The 14,368-nt window shown below is 70.4% G+C and carries 14 protein-coding genes; 6 read left to right on the forward strand and 8 right to left on the reverse strand.

The annotated features are described in order from the left end of the window. Window positions 1-10 precede the first annotated feature (10 nt). Complete coding sequence (locus ACX25U_RS14955; RefSeq protein WP_007383963.1) at window positions 11-370, reverse strand: NADH-quinone oxidoreductase subunit A; 360 nt, start codon at window positions 368-370, stop codon at window positions 11-13. A gap of 804 nt (window positions 371-1,174) precedes the next feature. Here ACX25U_RS14955 and ACX25U_RS14960 point away from each other — a divergent pair. Continuing rightward, window positions 1,175-1,999 (forward strand): C40 family peptidase, encoded by an 825-nt coding sequence (locus tag ACX25U_RS14960; protein WP_454392346.1) that lies wholly within the window; start codon window positions 1,175-1,177, stop codon window positions 1,997-1,999. Between the two features lie 163 nt (window positions 2,000-2,162). Here ACX25U_RS14960 and ACX25U_RS14965 read toward each other — a convergent pair whose 3' ends face one another. After that, window positions 2,163-3,479, reverse strand: a complete 1,317-nt coding sequence (locus tag ACX25U_RS14965; protein WP_454392348.1) for a geranylgeranyl reductase family protein — start codon at window positions 3,477-3,479, stop codon at window positions 2,163-2,165. Window positions 3,480-3,578: 99 nt separating this feature from the next. On the opposite strand from ACX25U_RS14965, the gene ACX25U_RS14970 reads away from it, so the two are divergent. Continuing rightward, on the forward strand, window positions 3,579-4,085 hold the full coding sequence (locus ACX25U_RS14970; RefSeq protein ID WP_454392350.1) for a GNAT family N-acetyltransferase: 507 nt from the start codon (window positions 3,579-3,581) through the stop codon (window positions 4,083-4,085). 118 nt (window positions 4,086-4,203) lie between these two features. Then, complete coding sequence (locus tag ACX25U_RS14975; protein WP_454392352.1) at window positions 4,204-4,533, forward strand: PASTA domain-containing protein; 330 nt, start codon at window positions 4,204-4,206, stop codon at window positions 4,531-4,533. 48 nt (window positions 4,534-4,581) lie between these two features. Here the strand turns inward: ACX25U_RS14975 and ACX25U_RS14980 are convergent, their stop codons facing one another. Continuing rightward, window positions 4,582-5,277, reverse strand: coding sequence for a demethylmenaquinone methyltransferase (locus ACX25U_RS14980; protein ID WP_454392354.1), 696 nt, complete (start codon window positions 5,275-5,277; stop codon window positions 4,582-4,584). 157 nt (window positions 5,278-5,434) lie between these two features. On the opposite strand from ACX25U_RS14980, the gene ACX25U_RS14985 reads away from it, so the two are divergent. Further along, complete coding sequence (locus ACX25U_RS14985; protein WP_454392356.1) at window positions 5,435-6,436, forward strand: chitinase; 1,002 nt, start codon at window positions 5,435-5,437, stop codon at window positions 6,434-6,436. A gap of 12 nt (window positions 6,437-6,448) precedes the next feature. Here the strand turns inward: ACX25U_RS14985 and ACX25U_RS14990 are convergent, their stop codons facing one another. The 4 genes from ACX25U_RS14990 to ACX25U_RS15005 all read right to left on the reverse strand — a co-directional run bounded on the left by ACX25U_RS14990 (window position 6,449) and on the right by ACX25U_RS15005 (window position 10,829). After that, the gene (locus ACX25U_RS14990; RefSeq protein WP_454392358.1) at window positions 6,449-6,895 is read right to left on the reverse strand and encodes an imidazolonepropionase-like domain-containing protein; all 447 of its coding nucleotides are present in this window, start codon (window positions 6,893-6,895) and stop codon (window positions 6,449-6,451) included. A 22-nt stretch (window positions 6,896-6,917) separates the two neighbouring features. Beyond that, window positions 6,918-8,117, reverse strand: coding sequence for a cyclic dehypoxanthinyl futalosine synthase (mqnC, locus tag ACX25U_RS14995; protein WP_454392360.1), 1,200 nt, complete (start codon window positions 8,115-8,117; stop codon window positions 6,918-6,920). A 154-nt stretch (window positions 8,118-8,271) separates the two neighbouring features. Continuing rightward, window positions 8,272-9,930, reverse strand: a complete 1,659-nt coding sequence (locus ACX25U_RS15000; RefSeq protein WP_454392362.1) for a serine/threonine-protein kinase — start codon at window positions 9,928-9,930, stop codon at window positions 8,272-8,274. A 50-nt stretch (window positions 9,931-9,980) separates the two neighbouring features. Further along, window positions 9,981-10,829, reverse strand: coding sequence for a menaquinone biosynthetic enzyme MqnA/MqnD family protein (locus ACX25U_RS15005; protein ID WP_454392364.1), 849 nt, complete (start codon window positions 10,827-10,829; stop codon window positions 9,981-9,983). 369 nt (window positions 10,830-11,198) lie between these two features. Here ACX25U_RS15005 and ACX25U_RS15010 point away from each other — a divergent pair, with 369 nt between their 5' ends. Together ACX25U_RS15010 and ACX25U_RS15015 are read left to right on the forward strand one after the other, a co-directional pair. Beyond that, complete coding sequence (locus ACX25U_RS15010) at window positions 11,199-11,402, forward strand: cold-shock protein (RefSeq protein ID WP_003992177.1); 204 nt, start codon at window positions 11,199-11,201, stop codon at window positions 11,400-11,402. 212 nt (window positions 11,403-11,614) lie between these two features. After that, window positions 11,615-12,349 carry a class I SAM-dependent DNA methyltransferase gene (locus ACX25U_RS15015; RefSeq protein ID WP_454392366.1) on the forward strand — a complete coding sequence of 245 codons (735 nt, stop codon included), beginning with the start codon at window positions 11,615-11,617 and terminating at the stop codon, window positions 12,347-12,349. A 19-nt stretch (window positions 12,350-12,368) separates the two neighbouring features. On the opposite strand, the gene ACX25U_RS15020 is transcribed toward ACX25U_RS15015, so the two are convergent. Continuing rightward, entirely contained in the window at window positions 12,369-14,342 is a 1,974-nt protein-coding gene (locus ACX25U_RS15020; RefSeq protein WP_454392368.1) for an AMP-dependent synthetase/ligase, read from the reverse strand. Window positions 14,343-14,368: the final 26 nt, after the last annotated feature.

Raw genomic sequence — 14,368 nt, forward strand, 5'->3', positions numbered from 1 at the left:
TAAAGGCCCCTCAGTCCCATTCCAGGCCGCCGCGCCGCCATACGTACGCGTACGCGACGAAGACGGTGAGCACGAAGAGCAGCATCTCCACGAGCCCGAAAACACCCAGGGCGTCGAAGGTGACGGCCCAGGGGTAGAGGAAGACGATCTCGATGTCGAAGACGATGAAGAGCATCGCCGTCAGGTAGTACTTGATGGGGAAGCGCCCGCCGCCGGCCGGCGTGGGGGTCGGCTCGATACCGCACTCGTAGGCCTCGAGCTTGGCGCGGTTGTACCGCTTCGGCCCGATCAGGGTGGCCATGACCACGGAGAAGATCGCAAAGCCTGCCCCGAGGGCTCCCAGTACGAGGATGGGCGCATAGGCGTTCACCGCTCCTCGCTCCTCTCAGTCGGCACTGACTGCTGGCGGTAGCGGGCTCACAGCCGCCTCACATGCCCCATCACCCCCGCTTGTGCCGGCGAAGATCGAGAACATGTGAAGCAGGTCACAAGCCCAACTGCCTCGCATCTTATGCCCGACGCTCTGTGATCTGCGACACGGGGTATTGCATGAGCTTTGTGATCTTCACCACCTGACGAACGATCATCAAGTCGGATGAGCGGTGACCTTCGCACGCGAAGCACCTACGCGATCACTACTGGTTACATTTTATCGCGTATTTGCAGGTCGGAGGGGGTGCGCATTATCAGATGCCCAACACCCGGCGCAAAGTGGCGCCACCCGTCAAGACCTTGGTATAGGGCGGCTTTTCACACATCAGAGGGACGGCGACACGAGATGTGGACACGTTCACCCCTTCACAAGCCGGAGGGCGCACCCCGCAGCCTCCCGTCGACGGCCCCTCACTCATGGGGCTCAAGTGACATAAGGGACTACCGAGCTCTGGCGCGCGGACGCGCCGCGAGGCGGTGACCGTTCCGTGACCTCCGCCACATTCATGAGAGGCGCCCGGGAACCGGGCTTGGCCAACGGCCTCGACCAGTGGTAGGTCGGGAGCAATTCGGGCGTAACAGCGAAAGCCCATGATCACAGGCATGATCACGTGCGTCCGTAATGTCCGTTACGCCGTCAATAAGGAATCAGGACCCGGGAATTTGGGCGCTCCATTGAGCAAATGTGGCACACCACACGTTCCTTGAAGATATGAAGGAGCCCCTGGTACCGGTTGTTCCCATGTCCCACACCGCTCACATACGCAGCCACCGGAAGCCCCGCCGTAGCGCGTCGAAAATCGCGATGCGGGCCGGAGTCGCCAGTGGCGTCTTCGGCACCCTGGCAGTGGCCGGTGCGTCGGCGTCGGCGAATGCCGCCGAGCCGGTGACCCAGACCCTCGAACTGCCCACCCTGACGGCCGATCTGGCCGCCCAGGTGGCCCAGTCGGCGGACGCCACGCAGCAGGCCGCGGCGAACTACCAGCTGCAGGCCGAGCGCGACGCGGCTGCCGCGAAGGCCGCGAAGCAGGCCAAGGCGGACCTCGCCGACGCCAAGAAGGCCGAGGCCAAGAAGAAGGCCGAGGCCCGCAAGAAGGCCGCCGAGGCCGCCCGCAAGGCCGCCGCCGAGCGCGCCTCCCGCACCATCGAGCGGACCACGCTCGCCACCCCGGTGAGCACCAGCACCACCACCACGAGCACGTCCACGGCGACCGGTTCGGCCGCGGCCGTCGTCTCGTTCGTCAAGGCCCAGGTCGGCAAGGCCTACGTCTCCGGTGCCACCGGTCCGTCCGCCTACGACTGCTCCGGCCTGGTGCAGACCGCCTTCAAGCAGGTGGGCATCAGCCTGCCGCGCGTCTCCCAGAACCAGTCGACCGCCGGCACCCAGGTGTCGCTGTCCAACCTGCAGCCGGGCGACATCCTCTACTGGGGTGGCGCGGGCAGCGCGTACCACGTGGGGGTGTATGTCGGCAACGGCATGTTCGTCGGCGCGCAGAACCCCTCCACGGGCGTCGTCGAGCGGCCGCTGTCCTACGACCCGCCGAGCGGCGCGGTCCGGGTGCTCTGAGGGCACCACGCACGGCCGTACGTGCCGAAGGGCCGCAGCCGCTCGGGGGCTGCGGCCCTTCGGCACGCCTGTGCGCGTTCCGGGCTTCGGACAGCACACCCCGGCCAACGCACGAGGGGCGCTCACCAAGGGGTGAGCGCCCCTTGTCGGCCGTGCCGGCGGCTCACGCCTTGGGTGCCACCTTGCTCAGGCCGTTGATGACGCGGTCCATCGCGTCGCCGCCCGTCGGGTCGGTGAGGTTGGCCAGCAGCTTGAGGGTGAACTTCATCAGCAGCGGGTGGGTCAGCCCACGCTGGGTGGCGATCTGCATGACCTTCGGGTTGCCGATGAGCTTCACGAAGGCGCGGCCCAGCGTGTAGTAGCCGCCGTAGGTGTCCTTCAGGACGCGCGGGTAGCGCTGCAGGGCGAGTTCGCGCTGGGCGGGCGTGGCCCGGGACTGGGCCTGGACGATGATGTCGGCGACGAGCTGGCCGGACTCCATGGCATAGGCGATGCCCTCGCCGTTGAAGGGGTTCACCAGGCCGCCGGCGTCACCGACGAGCAGCAGACCCTTGGTGTAGTGGGGCTGGCGGTTGAAGGCCATCGGGAGAGCCGCGCCGCGGATCGGGCCGGTCATGTTCTCCGGGGTGTAGCCCCAGTCCTCCGGCATGGACGCGCACCAGGCCTTCAGGACCTCGCGCCAGTCCAGCTCCTTGAAGGACGCCGAGGTGTTGAGCACCCCGAGGCCGACGTTGGAGGTGCCGTCGCCCATGCCGAAGATCCAGCCGTAGCCCGGCAGCAGCCGGTCCTGCGGGCCCCGCCGGTCCCACAGCTCCAGCCAGGACTCCAGGTAGTCGTCGTCATGGCGAGGGGACTCGAAGTACGTACGGACCGCGACGCCCATCGGACGGTCCTCACGGCGGTGCAGGCCCATCGCCAGGGACAGCCGGGTGGAGTTGCCGTCGGCGGCGACGACGAGCGGCGCGTGGAAGGTGACCTCACGCTTGTCCTCGCCGAGCTTGGCCTTCACACCGGTGATACGGCCGGTGCGGTCGTCGACCAGGGGGACGCTCACGTTGCAGCGCTCGTACAGCCGCGCGCCCGCCTTCTGCGCCTGCCGGGCGAGCTGCTCGTCGAAGTCGTCGCGCTTGCGCACGAGTCCGTAGTCCGGGAAGGAGGCGAGATCCGGCCAGTCCAGCTGCAGGCGCACACCACCGCCGATGATCCTCAGGCCCTTGTTGCGCAGCCAGCCGGCCTCCTCGGAGATGTCGATGCCCATCGCGACGAGCTGCTTGACGGCGCGCGGGGTGAGACCGTCGCCGCAGACCTTCTCCCGCGGGAACTCGGTCTTCTCCAGCAGGAGTACGTCGAGTCCGGCCCGGGCGAGGTGGTACGCGGTGGTGGAGCCGGCAGGCCCCGCGCCCACGACGATCACATCGGCTCTGTTCCCGGAAAGGGCCTCGGAAGGGGGCTCGGACTGGGGCTCGGTCACGACGGTCACGGCGGGATCTCCCCAAGGTTCGTAATGTGCGTGCCGACCGGCACCGTACATGGGCAGTCTATGCAGCAGAATTGATCACCCGGCTGAAGGGTTGCCCCCGTGAACCGAGCTCTCCCCGTCGTACGGCTGCGCGTTCCCACCGATGAGGACGCCGTCGCCTGGCACCGGATCTTCGACGACCCGGACGTCATGGAGTTCCAGGGCGGCCGGCCCGCGGAGCTGTCCGTCTACGAGGAGCTCACCGCCCGCCAGCGGCGGCACGACGCCGAGCGCGGCTTCTGCCTGTGGACGATGCTCGACGACTCCGGCCGGGTCATCGGCTTCACCGGTGCCCAGCCGTGGGAGCGGGCCTGGGGTCCCACGGGGGAGACGGAGATCGGCTGGCGGCTCGGCCGGGAGTTCTGGGGCCGCGGATACGTCACCGCGGCCGCCCACATGACCCTGGAGCGACTGCGCGCGGCCGGCCTGCCGAGCGTGGTCGCCCTGGTCGACGCCCGCAACGAGCGGTCCATCGCGGTCACCCGGCGGCTCGGCATGCGCCTCGCGGAGACGTTCGTGACGCCGACGTCGCAGCGGCAGGGCCACTGCTACCGGCTGAACCTCTGACTCCGACGAGTCCCGTTACCGACCGTAGTCAATTGTCACGGAAAGAAACCCGACGCTTCCGGGTGGCACCCCTGGCCGGTTACCCTGCCTGTCACCGCTGGGGGTGACGTCTGTGCACATGACACCCAAGACACCCGAAGTGCGCGTACCGCGCCTGGTCGGACTGATGGCCGTGGACGCCCGCGAGACCGCCCGGGCGCGGGGCCTGTTCCTCAACGCGCCGGACCGTCCGGACTTCCACCTCACCGTCGTCGACTACGTCGTACGCCAGTACCCGCGGCCCGGTGCCGAGGTCCCTCGGGACTCCATGGTGTACGTGTGGTTCGACTTCCGTCCGGGCGAGGGCGGCGGAGGCGTCCGCGAGCCGCGCGTCCCGAGGCCGCCCACGGGCGGGCTCCAGCGCGAGCTCGACGAACCGGGCGATCCGTACGCGACCACCCCGGCCTGACGCGGGCTCCGGTGGATCGTCCGGATCGTCAGTCCTGCTCGCAGATCGTCAGTCCTGCTTGAAACCCCGGTGCAGGGCGACGATTCCGCCGCTGAGGTTGCGCCACGCCACCTTCGACCAGCCGGCCGCGCGCAGCCGCCCGGCGAGCGCCGGCTGGTCGGGCCAGGCCCGGATGGACTCGGCGAGGTAGACGTACGCGTCCGGGCTGGAGGACACCGCGCGCGCCACGGGCGGCAGGGCGCGCATCAGGTACTCGGTGTAGACGGTGCGGAACGGCGCCCAGGTGGGATGGGAGAACTCGCAGATGACCACCCGCCCGCCGGGCCTGGTCACCCGGTACATCTCGCGCAGGGCCGTGTCGAAGTCCTGCACGTTGCGCAGTCCGAAGGAGATGGTGACGGCGTCGAAGGTGTCGTCCCTGAACGGCAGCCGCGTCGCGTCGCCGGCCGTGAACGGCAGCCAGGTGTGCCGCCGCTTGCCGACCCGCAGCATCCCGAGGGAGAAGTCGCAGGGGACGACGTAGGCGCCGGCGCGGGTGAAGGGCAGCGAGGAGGTGGCCGTACCGGCGGCGAGGTCGAGGACCTTCTGCGCCGGCCGGGCGTCGACGGCGCGCGCGACCTCCTTGCGCCACCGCCGGTCCTGTCCCAGGGACAAGACGTCGTTGGTCAGGTCGTACCGTTCCGCCACGTCGTCGAACATCGAGGCGACGTCGTACGGCTGCTTCTCCAGGGATGCGCGGGTCACGGGCCCATTGTTGCAGGCGGGGTCGCGGCGCCACGGCAGCAGCCTCGGCTTCTTGCGCGCCACCGCACGGGCCCCGTCGCGTGTGGGATATTTCGGGTCCGGAACCCCGATGTGTTCCGCTCCTGGGACGGACGCAACGAGAGCTGGTGCATGCGCGATGAGGAGTCTCCTGAAGCCGGCGGCCGGGCTCGCCTGCCTGTCCGCCCTGGCCGCCGCAGGCTGCTCCTCGGGTTTCGGCGACACCTCGGACGCGGCCCCGAAGGTGCCCGAGCGCACCGCCGGCACGTCGTACGCCCCGTACGTGAGCGCCACGACGGCCTCCGGCAGCGACTCCGCCGGCTCCCCGGAGACGTACAACCTCGCCTTCGTGATTTCCGACGGCGACGGCTGCGCACCGAAGTGGGACGGCATGTACGCCCTCGACAACGCGGAAGTGGCATCGCGGATTTCGCGGCTGAAGAAGTCGGGCGGCACGCTGCGCGTCTCCTTCGGCGGGGCTGACGGCAAGGAGTTGGCGGCGACCTGTGAGAACGTCTCCGCGCTGGCCGACGCCTACGGCAAGGCACTGGACGCGGTGGGCTCCGCCCAGGCCGACTTCGACATCGAGGGCGACGAGTTGACCGACTCCGCCTCCGTCGCCCTGCGCTCCCGGGCGATCGCGCGGCTGCAGAAGGAGCGCCCCGGCCTGGAGGTCACCTTCACCCTGCCCGTCATGCCCTCCGGGCTGGACTCCCACGGCCTGGCCCTGCTGGAGTCCGCCAACCAGCACGACGTCCAGGTCTCCACCGTGAACCTGATGACGATGAACTACGCCGAGTCGCACACCGGCGACATGGGCGACTACGCCATCACCGCCGCCGAGGCCGCCCACACCCAGCTGAAGAAGGTCTTCGCGCTGTCGGACACCGCCGCCTGGCGGGGCATGGCGCTCACCTCGATGATTGGCGCCAACGACATCGCCGGCGAGACCTTCACGCTCTCCGACGCGGCCCAGGTGCGCTCCTTCGCCGAGAAGAAGCGGATCGCCTGGGTGTCGATGTGGTCCGCCTTCCGCGACCAGCAGTGCGAGAAGGGCTCCTCCTCGCGGGGCGACGCGGCGACCAACTGCAGTGGGGTGACGCAGAAGCCGGGGGCGTTCGGGCAGGCGTTCGGGGGCTGAGGACCGCCGCCGTCAGCGCCTGCGGTGCACGAGCCGTCCCGCGCACACGGTGGCGAGGCAGGCACCGGCGTCGTCGAGGACGGCGAGGTCGGCACGGCCGCCCTCCACGACGGTCGCGGGCCGTGCGCCCGGCAGGACGGCGACGTCGTTGCGGGCGGCGGCCTCCCGCAGTGCGGGCGAGTCGACGTACCGCGCCAGCACAGCCGTCGCGCCGAGCTTCAGGACCGCGTGGACGCGCTCGCGCGGACTCGGCGCCTGGGGCAGCGGCCCCTCGTGAACGCGGGCGGGCCCGAGCATGCCCGGCCAGCGCCGCACGCGCGCACCCGGGAACCGCCGTTCCAGCTCGGCCAGCGGCCCCACGGCCGCGACCCGGGCACCCTCGACGGCGACGGCACCGTCCTTCACCGGCTCGGCGTCCCAGGCGCGCCGGACCTCGTCCGCGGCGTGAATCGTCAGCACAGGCGGCCCCCTTGGTGCCGCGTCAGTTGGAGGCGAGGAGCTTGAGCTCCGGGTGGGCCGTTCCGCCCGCGATCGCCGTCGAGGAGATGTGGGACATCACGCGGTCGTCGACCGGGTCGTTCGCCGGGTCGTCGTGGACGACGAGGTGCTCGTACGTCGTCGACCGCTGCGCCGGGACCCGCCCCGCCCTCCGGATGAGCTCGATGATCTCCATCCGGTTGGACCGGTGCTTGGCGCCCGCGGAGGAGACGACGTTCTCCTCGAGCATGATCGAACCGAGGTCGTCGGCGCCGTAGTGCAGGGTCAGCTGACCGACGTCCTTGCCGGTGGTCAGCCAGGAGCCCTGGATGTGCATCACGTTGTCGAGGAAGAGGCGGGCGATCGCGATCATCCGCAGGTACTCGAAGAGGGTGGCCTGGGTACGGCCCTTCAGGTGGTTGTTCTCCGGCTGGTAGGTGTACGGGATGAACGCCCGGAAGCCACCCGTGCGGTCCTGTACGTCCCGGATCATCCGCAGGTGCTCGATCCGCTCGGCGTTCGTCTCACCGGTGCCCATGAGCATCGTCGAGGTGGACTCCACACCCAGCCGGTGCGCGGCCTCCATGATCTCCAGCCAGCGCTCGCCGGACTCCTTCAGCGGGGCGATGGCCTTGCGCGGCCGCTCCGGCAGCAGCTCGGCGCCGGCGCCGGCGAAGGAGTCGAGGCCGGCCTCGTGGATCCGGGTGATGGCCTCCTCGACCGACACCCCCGAGATCCGCGCCATGTGCTCCACCTCGGAGGCGCCCAGCGAGTGGATCACCAGCTGCGGGAAGGCCTCCTTGATGGCGCGGAAGTGCTTCTCGTAGTACTCCACGCCGTAGTCCGGGTGGTGGCCGCCCTGGAACATGATCTGCGTACCGCCGAGCTCCACGGTCTCCGCACAGCGCCGCAGGATGTCGTCCAGGTCGCGCGTCCACCCCTTCGCGGTGTCCTTGGGGGCGGCGTAGAAGGCGCAGAACTTGCACGCCGTGACGCACACGTTCGTGTAGTTGATGTTGCGCTCGATGATGTACGTCGCGATGTGCTCGGTGCCCGCGTACTTCCGGCGGCGTACGGCGTCGGCCGCGGCGCCCAGCGCGTGCAGCGGCGCGTCGCGGTACAGGTCGAGCGCCTCCTCGGGGGTGATCCGTCCGCCCGCGGCGGCACGGTCGAGGACGGACTGGAGGTCGGCCTTCTCGGTCACCGGCGTCCCTTTCGCAAGGTTCGTAAGGGTTGGACAGGAGGTGTGCGCGAAGCGCTCGAAACAAGGGTGGTGGGAGACGGGTGGGCGGACCGAACCAGCCTACGTCAGGGGTTTTACGGCCCTCACGCCAGGCCGCGTCGGCGACGGCCCGCGTCTACTCGGCCTTCGCCAGCCGCGCCTCCGGGTATCCCGACCCGGAACTCTCCGACTTGTACACGAGGTCGTCCCCGACCGGACTGAGGCGGACCGTGTGCTCGGCCTGGACGCAGTTCGAGCGGTTGTCTCCGGCGCCCTCGGACGACATGACGAGCTCCGTCCCCGTCACCCGCTTCAGCGTGAGTACGTCGGTGCAGACCCCGCCGATCTGGTCCGTGTGGCGCACCGTGCCCGCCTTCTCGCCCACGGCGGCCTGGCGGACCGTCACACGGAAGGTGCCCATCGGCAGGGCGCCGCCGAGGGCGGTGCCCTGGCCCTCCCAGGTGCCGAGGTAGCGGGCGGGGATCGGGGAGGAGGTGGCGGTCGGCGTCGAGTGGCGGTCGCCGCTGGGTGTTCCACTGCCGGTTTCGCTGTTGTCGGGGTGGAGCGGAAGCAACCACAGCAGCGAACCGACCGTCACCGCCGCCAGCGCGCCCGCTGTCGCGAGAACCACGCTGCAGCTCAGCCGACGGCCCTGCCTCTCCTTGCCGGCCGTCACAGTGACCGAGAACCGGCCGGAGCGGGACGGCGGTGCGATGGTCTCCTGCGGGGGCGCGTCCCTCGGCTCGGGGAGGGAGAGGGGTGGGGCGGCGGTCGGCATGAGGGGTGGGGGGCCGAACCGGCCCTCCGGGGTGGGGTTCGCGGGGGTCGGGCCTTCCATCGAGGCTCTGCTGAAATCCAGCGGACCGGACGCCGGTTCCGACGCTCCCGGCCCCGCACCCGTCGCCTCCAGGTTCAGCAGCTGTACGGCGCTGCGGCCGACCTGCTCGACCAGGCGGGACGGGAGCCAGCCGGCCGCGACAAGGCGGGACGCGCCCTCGGGGGCGAGGCGGCGGGCCACGTCGCCCGGGGCCGGGCGGGCAGCCGGGTCCTTGGCCAGGCAGTCCGCCACCAGCTTCCGCAGATCCCCGTCCAGCGCGCCCAGTTCGGGCTCCTCGTGGACCACCTTGTACAGGAGCGCCGCCGAGGAGTCGCCCGGGAAGGGGGGTGCGCCGGTCGCGGCGTAGGCCAGGACCGCGCCCAGGGAGAAGACGTCCGCCGCCCCGGTGACGCCCTTGCCCAGGATCTGCTCGGGCGACATGTAGCCGGGCGAGCCGATCGACACGCCGGTCGAGGTCAGGGAGGCCGTGCCGTCGGTGGCGCGGGCGATGCCGAAGTCGATCAGGAGGGGGCCGTCGACGGTGAGCAGGATGTTTGAGGGCTTCACGTCGCGGTGCACCAGGGCCAGTTCGTGCACCGCGGCCAGCGCCTCGGCGAGGCCGGCGCCCAGGACCCGTACGGAATGCGGCGGCAGCGGACCGGTCCCCGCGACCGCCGCCGCCAGGGAGGGGCCGGCCGCGTAGGCGGTGGCGACCCAGGGCACCGGCGCCTCGGGGCCGGCGTCCAGGACCGGCGCGGTCCAGGCGCCGCCCACCCGGCGCGCGGCCTCGACCTCGCGGCGGAAGCGGGCGCGGAACTCCTCGTCGAGCGCGAAGTGCGGGTGCACGATCTTCACCGCGACCGTGCGGCCGCCCGCGCTGCGGCCCAGATAGACGCGGCCCATGCCGCCGGAGCCCAGCCGGCCGAGCAGCCGGTAGGGACCTACGGCGGTGGGCTCGTCGGCTTCCAGCGGCTGCATGCGTCCACCCTTCCCCCGTACGCCTCACAGCAGGGTAGTGCGCTACGGCTCTACGGCTGCAGCAAGTCCACCTTCACGTCCGCCGGGAAGCCGGTCGTCGGGCCGACCCGCCGCGCGAACTCGGCGACCGCCGACAGCTGCGGGCCGCCGAAGCTGAAGTCCAGGGTGGTGAAGTACTGCTCGAGGACCTGCTGGTCGAAGGCCTCCCAGCGGGCCGCCTGCTCGGCGACCTTGCCGACCTCCTCCAGGGACAGGTTGCGGGAGGACAGGAAGGCCTCGTGGACCTTGCGGGTGATGTCCGGCTCGCGCTCGAGGTAGTCGCGGCGCGCCGCCCAGATCGCGAAGACGAACGGCAGGCCCGTCCACTCCTTCCACAGCTGCCCCAGGTCGTGCACGTCGAGGCCGTAGCGCGGGCCGTCGTGCAGGTTGGCGCGCAGGGCCGCGTCGCCGATGAGCACCGCCGCCTCCGCCTCCTGCATCATCAGGCTCAGGTCGGGCGGGCAGGTGTAGTAGTCCGGCGCGACCCCGTACCGCTCGGCCAGCAGCAGCTGGGCGAGGCGGACGGAGGTGCGGGAGGTCGACCCGAGCGCGACCCGGGCGCCGTCGAGCCGGTCCAGCGGGACCTGCGAGACGATCACGCACGACATCACCGGGCCGTCGCAGCCGACGGCGATGTCGGGGAAGGCGACCAGATCGTCCGCGTGCTTGAGGAATTCGACGAGGGTGATCGGCCCGATGTCGAGGTCGCCCCGCACCAGCTGCTCGCTGAGCTTCTCCGGGGTGTCCTTCGTCAGCTCGAAGTCGAGGAGCGTGCCCGTTCTCGCGAGCCCCCAGTACAGAGGAAGGCAGTTGAGGAACTGAATGTGGCCGACGCGCGGCCGGTTGCGAGAATTGTCCACATCGCGAGACTAGACCCTCCTCGGTACGGTCCTGCCGTCGCCCCCTTCTCCGCCTCCGCGCCCACCCGGTTGCCTCGATCGGCCGATTCCGTGCCATTCTTCTCTCAGGCCGAGCCGACCCCTCTGCGTCAACCTCTCACCAGAACCTTCAAACATCCGGGTGACGTGATCTTGACCTCTATTGCGTTCGGCTGCCCGCATGCTAGGCTCACCAGCAAGTTGCAGTTTGGTTTCCCTTGCAGTACAGAGCCTGCGGAGCATGTAACCGCGGGCTCTGGTCGTTTTCAGACGTATGCAGTTGTGCGGCGATTTCGTTATCACACTTGCAGGTTCTGGAGCAGGGCGACCCTTTGAGCCCAAGGAGGGCTTATGGCTACCGGAACCGTGAAGTGGTTCAACGCCGAAAAGGGCTTTGGCTTCATTGCCCAGGAAGGCGGCGGCCCCGACGTCTTCGTCCACTACTCCGCGATCAACGCGAGCGGTTTCCGCTCTCTCGAAGAGAACCAGCAGGTGAGCTTCGACGTCACCCAGGGTCCGAAGGGCCCGCAGGCGGAGAACGTCACCCCGGTCTGATAGCAGTACCCAAGGAGCCCCGCGCCGTCCGGCGACGGGGCTCCTGCCTTTTCCCGGCCGGAGCGGGGCGCGCCCGCCGGCATACGGTCCGGTGAATTCCCGGCGAACTCTCCCATACGTTCCCGGAAAGGAATGGCGGGCCGCGGCAGGGATGGCCTGAATGACACGCGAACCCCGCCCGCTGTCAGTGGGCCCCGCTAACGTCCACGGCCATGACCGACACAGGAACAGGCACAGACGCAGGAACGGGTACAGACACAGGAACAAGCGCAGGAACCGGAACAGACACGGACACCGATACGGATTCCGGAACCGACTTCCTCACCACCATCCGGGCCTTCTACGACGCCGTCGCCGAGGACTACGCCGAGCGCTTCCGCGGGGACCTCGCGGCCAAGCCCCTGGAACGCGCCCTGCTCGCGGCCTTCGCCGAGCTCGTCGGCGCGGGCGGACAGGTGGCCGACCTCGGGTGCGGGCCCGGGCGGGTCACCGCGTACCTGGACTCGCTGGGTCTGTCCGTGTTCGGCGTGGACCTGTCCGCGTCGATGCTCGCCGTCGCCCGCAGGGAGAACCCGGGGCTGCGGTTCGAGCAGGGCTCGATGCCGGCCCTGGACCTCCCGGACGGGGAACTGGCGGGCGTCGTCTCCTGGTACTCGACCATCCACACCCCCTTGGACCGCCTGCCCGACCTCTTCGCCGAGTTCCACCGCGTCCTGGCGCCGGGAGGCCATCTGCTGCTCGCCTTCCAGGTCGGCGACGAGCCGCGCCACCTCTCCGAGCCCTTCGGCCACCCCGTGTCCCTGGACTTCCAGCGGCGCCGCCCGGAGCGGATCACCGAGCTGCTGACGGCGGCCGGCTTCGCCCTCCACTCCAGCACCGTACGGGAACGGGACGAGACACTCGCGGAGTCGTCACCACACGCGTTCCTGATGGCCCGTAAGCCGTAGTCCGCGGGAAGGACGGTTCTCACCCCCCGTACAGGCCCTCCACCTCCCGTGCGAAGTCCCGCATGATCGCCTGGCGGCGCAGCTTCATCGACGGGGTGAGGTGGCCCGACTGTTCCGTGAAGTCCACGGGGAGGACGGTGAAGCGGCGGATGGACTCGGGGCGGGAGACCAGTTGGTTGGCCTCGTCCACGGCCCGTTGCAGGACCGCCGTCAAGTCGGGGTCGTCGACAAGGAGTTCGGCGGGGACCGGGTGTTTGCCGTTCATCTGCCGCCAGTGGGTGATGCCCTCGGGGTCCAGGGTGATCAGGGCGGAGACGTAGGGGCGGCCGTCGCCCAGGACCATGCACTGGGAGATCAGGGGGTGGGAGCGCAGCCAGTTCTCCAGGGGAGCCGGGGCCACGTTCTTGCCGCCCGCCGTGATCAGGATCTCCTTCTTCCGGCCGGTGATCGTCAGATAGCCGTCGTCGTCCAGACGCCCGATGTCGCCCGTCGGGAACCAGCCGTCGTACGTCGCCGGGACGACCCCGCCGGCGTGCGGGTCCCAGTAGCCGCGGAAGACCTGGCCGCCGGACAGCAGTACCTCGCCGTCCGCCGCGATACGGACCCGCGTCCCCGGCAGCGGCCGGCCGACCGTGCCCAGGCGCGGCTTCTGCGGAGGCGTCACCGTGGCCGCGCCCGTCGACTCGGTCAGGCCGTAGCCCTCGAAGACGTCGATGCCGGCGCCCGCGTAGAAGGCGGCCAGGTGGCGGCCCAGCGGGGAGCCGCCGCAGATGACGTAGCGCAGGCGGCCGCCCAGGGCGCCGCGGATACGGCGGTAGACGAGCGGATCGTAGAAGGCGCGGGCCGTCTTCAGGGAGAGGCCCGGGCCGGGGCCACTGCCGTGCCGGCGGGCCTCGGCCGCCTCGCCGTGGCGGCGGGCCACCCCGGCCGCGCGGTCGAAGGACGACGCCCGGCCGCGGCGCTCGGCGGTCGCACGCGCGCCGTTGTAGATCTTCTCCAGCATGTACGGGATGGCCAGCAGGAACGTCGGCCGGAAGCCGGCCAGGTCGGCCAGCAGGTCCTCCGCCTTCAGACTCGGCGCGTGGCCCAGCCGTACGCCCGCGCGGACGCAGGCGACCGCGACCATGCGGCCGAAGACGTGGGACAGCGGCAGGAAGAGCACCGTCGACGGTTCGTCCTTCGTCTCCGCCTTGAAGACGGGGTAGAGGAGTTCGATCGCGTTGTCGACCTCTGCCAGGAAGTTGCCGTGGGTCAGCGCGCAGCCCTTCGGGCGGCCCGTCGTGCCGGAGGTGTAGACGAGGGTGGCCAGTGTGTCGGGGCCGAGGACGCCCCGGCGTACGGCTACCTCCTGGTCCGGGACGGTCGCGCCGAGCTCCGCCAGGCGGTCGACGTGTCCCTTCTCCATGACCCACATGTGGCGCAGGCCGAGCAGGCGGTCGCGTTGCGGGCCGAGGGCCGCCGCCTGGTCGACCGTCTCCGTCATCAGGGCCACCGCGCCGGAGTCCTGGAGGATCCAGCGGGTCTGGAAGGGGGAGGACGTGGGGTAGACGGGGACCGTGACCAGGCCGGCGGCCCAGGCGGCGAAGTCCAGCAGCGTCCACTCGTACCTCGTACGCGCCATGACCGCGATCCGGTCGCCCGGCATCAGGCCCTCCGCGATCAGACCCTTGGCCAGAACCAGCACCTGGTCGGCGAACTGCGCCGCCGTCACATGCGTCCAGCCGCCGTCGGCGTCCCGGCGGCTCAGCACACGACGCCCGGGGTCGGCGCTCGCGTTCTCGAACGGCAGGTCGGCCAGCGAGCCGTGCGTCACCGGCGGCACCAGCGGGGGTACGTACGCCTCGCGCACCTCTCCGTCCAGCCGCCGTGTCTCCGGCTCCACGAGCACCGGGCCCGCGTCCGGGTCGTAGTCGAATCCCGGCGTCGGGGAGGGGCCCGGGCCGGAGGACGACGATGACGGCGATGGTGACGAGGACGAGTACGAGATGGGCATGGCAGCTCCTGAGGCCTGCAGCTACG

Source organism: Streptomyces sp. JNUCC 63 (assembly GCF_054366325.1).

What these genes read in the sequence shown, in the direction of transcription:
- ACX25U_RS14960 (WP_454392346.1), top strand. Translation starts at nt 1,175, where the DNA reads ATGTCCCACACCGCTCACATACGCAGCCACCGGAAGCCCCGCCGTAGC.
- ACX25U_RS14975 (WP_454392352.1), top strand. Translation starts at nt 4,204, where the DNA reads ATGACACCCAAGACACCCGAAGTGCGCGTACCGCGCCTGGTCGGACTG.
- ACX25U_RS14985 (WP_454392356.1), top strand. Translation starts at nt 5,435, where the DNA reads ATGAGGAGTCTCCTGAAGCCGGCGGCCGGGCTCGCCTGCCTGTCCGCC.
- ACX25U_RS15000 (WP_454392362.1), bottom strand. Translation starts at nt 9,930, where the DNA reads ATGCAGCCGCTGGAAGCCGACGAGCCCACCGCCGTAGGTCCCTACCGG.
- ACX25U_RS15010 (WP_003992177.1), top strand. Translation starts at nt 11,199, where the DNA reads ATGGCTACCGGAACCGTGAAGTGGTTCAACGCCGAAAAGGGCTTTGGC.
- ACX25U_RS15015 (WP_454392366.1), top strand. Translation starts at nt 11,615, where the DNA reads ATGACCGACACAGGAACAGGCACAGACGCAGGAACGGGTACAGACACA.
- ACX25U_RS15020 (WP_454392368.1), bottom strand. Translation starts at nt 14,342, where the DNA reads ATGCCCATCTCGTACTCGTCCTCGTCACCATCGCCGTCATCGTCGTCC.